At 44.6% G+C, this 3005-nt stretch carries 2 protein-coding genes; both read left to right on the plus strand.

Annotation, left to right across the window (positions count from 1 at the left end; all coding sequences use genetic code 11):
• The first annotated feature begins 298 nt into the window (after positions 1–298).
• Positions 299–1003, plus strand: coding sequence for a dienelactone hydrolase family protein (locus WKI49_07150; protein MEJ7622263.1), 705 nt, complete (start codon positions 299–301; stop codon positions 1001–1003).
• The coding region (locus WKI49_07155; protein ID MEJ7622264.1) for a carbon starvation CstA family protein at positions 1000–3005 on the plus strand (2006 nt) is incomplete at its 3' end. The genes WKI49_07150 and WKI49_07155, both read left to right, overlap by 4 nt.

A 3005-nucleotide genomic window follows, 5' to 3' on the forward strand; every position in this document is an offset into this window, starting at 1 on the left:
ACAGTTGCCCTTTCGCAGGTGCTTTTTTCCATTTTCAAGAGCTTTGTCTGAAGCGACGATTAAACCTGGAGGTCTTGAGGGAGGTGGTGCATCTGCTACCACAACTGTAGTCTTTTCCGCACAGCCAAAGGCAAAAAGGCAGGCTATAGAAACTATTTTAAACTTCACAGTGTGCTTATTATAATCTTCCTCACCCCGATATTCAATATGTCCTATATCACAAGAAGGCTGGGTTTAGACACTTGCATCCACTAAGAAGATACTCTAAAATTTTCAAAAAACCTAAAGGAGGTGCCACATGGGAAGGATGATATCCTTTAAAAAGAACGGGGTTGAGGTCTCAGGTTATTTAGCTGAGCCTGAATCTGGAAAGGGTCCTATGGTTCTTGTATTCCACGAGTGGTGGGGGCTTGTGGACCACATTAAGGATGTGTGCGATAGGTATGCAAGAGAAGGCTTTTATGCCTTTGGCATTGACCTATATGGAGGTAAAACCGCCAGCGACCCAGAAAATGCAGGAAAACTCATGCAAGACCTATTCCAAAATAGGTTTTCAGAAGCCAAGGAGATGGTAAGAGCTTGCATAGAATACTTCAAAGAGCAAGATATGGGCTATGTGCCAAGGACCGGTGAGTTTATGCTTGGTGCCACTGGTTTTTGTTGTGGTGGGACGTGCACATGGTATTTCGGTGCGGAGTTTGCACAAGATTTTAAGGCTTTAGTGCCTTATTATGGTCTTTATTCCATAGTTCCCATAGATTTCTCAAAGATAAAAGCACCAGTGCTCGCAATTCACGCAGGAAAAGATGCCTTCATACCTCTTTCTGATGTATTAAAGGCTATCGAAGAGTGCAACAATCATGGTGTTCCCGCACAGTTCCTAATATACTCTGGCGTAGACCATGCCTTCTTTAACGACTCAAGACCTGAGGTTTATCATGAAGAGTATGCAAGCGATGTGTGGGAAAAGACTATTGCCTTTTTCAACAAATACCTTAAATGAGGTGGAAGGATAGGCTAATACTTCTTGGATTATCTATCTTAGGTGCCTTTGCCTTTGCGGTGCTCGCCCTGTCAAGGGGTGAGCCTGTGGGGGCAATCTGGATTTTAATAGCAACCCTTTCTATCTATATGATAGGCTATAGATACTACTCCTACTTTATAGCCTACAAAGCCTTTGAAATAAACGACAATAATCCCACTCCAGCTCACAAGTTTTACAACGGTCTTGATTATGTGCCTACCAATAAGTGGGTGCTCTTTGGTCATCATTTTGCCTCCATATCGGGTGCTGGTCCTCTTGTGGGTCCTGTGCTGGCAGCACAGATGGGATACTTGCCAGGGACTCTTTGGATACTTCTTGGTGTGGTTTTGGCTGGTGCAGTTCAAGATATGGTGGTGCTAACCATTTCCATGCGTAAGGGTGGGAAAAGCTTGGGTCAAATTGCGAGGGAAGAGCTGGGAAAGGTGGGTGGGCTTATAACCCTTCTGGTCATATACAGCATCCTCATTATACTTCTTGCGGTTCTTGGTCTTGTGGTTATAAAGGCATTGGCGGAAAGTCCGTGGGGAACCTTTTCCGTTTTCATGACCATACCCATCGCCATGCTCATGGGCATTTATATGTGGCATATAAGACCTGGTGCGGTGCTACAGTCCTTTATCTTTGGCGTGGTAGCACTCTTGATAAGTCTCTATGTAGGCAGGCTTGTGGCACAGCACGAGACTCTTGGAAAGGTCTTTACCCTCTCTGAGCCTCAGTTGGCAATAGCCTTGATGGTCTATGGCTTTTTTGCTTCTGTTTTACCCGTTTGGCTTTTGCTTGCACCAAGAGATTACCTTAGCACCTTTCTAAAGCTGGGAACTATCATTCTTATTGCCATTGCAGTAGCCATAGCAAACCCAGAGATAAAGATGCCTGCCTTTACGCAGTATGCCTTTACCGGCTACGGTCCAGTCTGGAAAGGAGACCTCTTTCCCTTTCTTTTTATAACCATCGCATGTGGTGCGGTATCTGGCTTTCATGCACTCATATCCTCTGGGACATCACCTAAGATGCTTGACAAAGAAAGCCATGTAAGACTTGTAGGCTACGGCGGTATGCTCGGAGAATCCTTTGTGGCAATAATGGCACTCATCGCTGCGGTCTCCATGGAGCCGGGTCTCTACTTTGCCATAAATAGCCCAGCGTCAGAGATAGGCAAAACGGTTCAAGAAGCAGCACAAAAAATCTCCAGCTGGGGTTTTTATATAACACCAGAATACCTTGAGGAGATAGCGAGAAAAATTGAAGAGCCTACTATTCTCTCAAGGACTGGCGGAGCACCAGCTCTTGCTATAGGCATGGCTCTTATATTCGCAAAGATAACAAGCGAAGCCCTACTTGCCTTCTGGTATCACTTTGCTATACTCTTTGAAGCGGTTTTCATCCTCACCACCATAGATACAGGAACGAGGGTAGGCAGATACATTCTTCAAGACCTCCTCTCTGGTATATCTTCTGCCTTTAGGGACTACAGAAACCTCTGGGTAAATGTGCTTACCAGTGGCATAACAGTAGCTGGCTGGGGATACTTTTTGTATGTGGGAGTTATTGACCCTTATGGAGGTATAAAAACCCTCTGGCCCCTCTTTGGCATATCCAACCAACTTTTGGCAACCACCGCTCTCGTTGTTGCAACCGTTTATATGGTAAACAATGGAAAACTAAAATACGCATGGATAACTGGTCTTCCTGCACTTTTCCTTGCAATAAACACCATAAGTGCTGGTCTTATAAGAGTTTTTCATCCAGATAAGGCAATAGGCTTTCTCGCCCAAGCGGAGTTTCTAAAAAACGCAATAATTTCAAACACCTTGCCAGCTACCATTCCCAGCGTAGAAATAGCCCATAGAGTTATCTTTAACAACTATGTAAACGCCTTTATGGCAATTTTGTATGTCTCCCTCGTGCTATGTGTTATAGCCATAGCCTTGTATAGGGTTTTTGTTGTTGTAAGAAAGTC

The sequence above is a fragment of the Aquificaceae bacterium genome, assembly GCA_037722135.1.
In the GTDB taxonomy this organism is placed as follows: domain Bacteria; phylum Aquificota; class Aquificia; order Aquificales; family Aquificaceae; genus Pampinifervens; species Pampinifervens sericum.

Bases quoted from the DNA above. Each gene is read 5' to 3' on its own strand.
- WKI49_07150 (MEJ7622263.1), top strand. From the start codon at position 299: ATGGGAAGGATGATATCCTTTAAAAAGAACGGGGTTGAGGTCTCAGGT.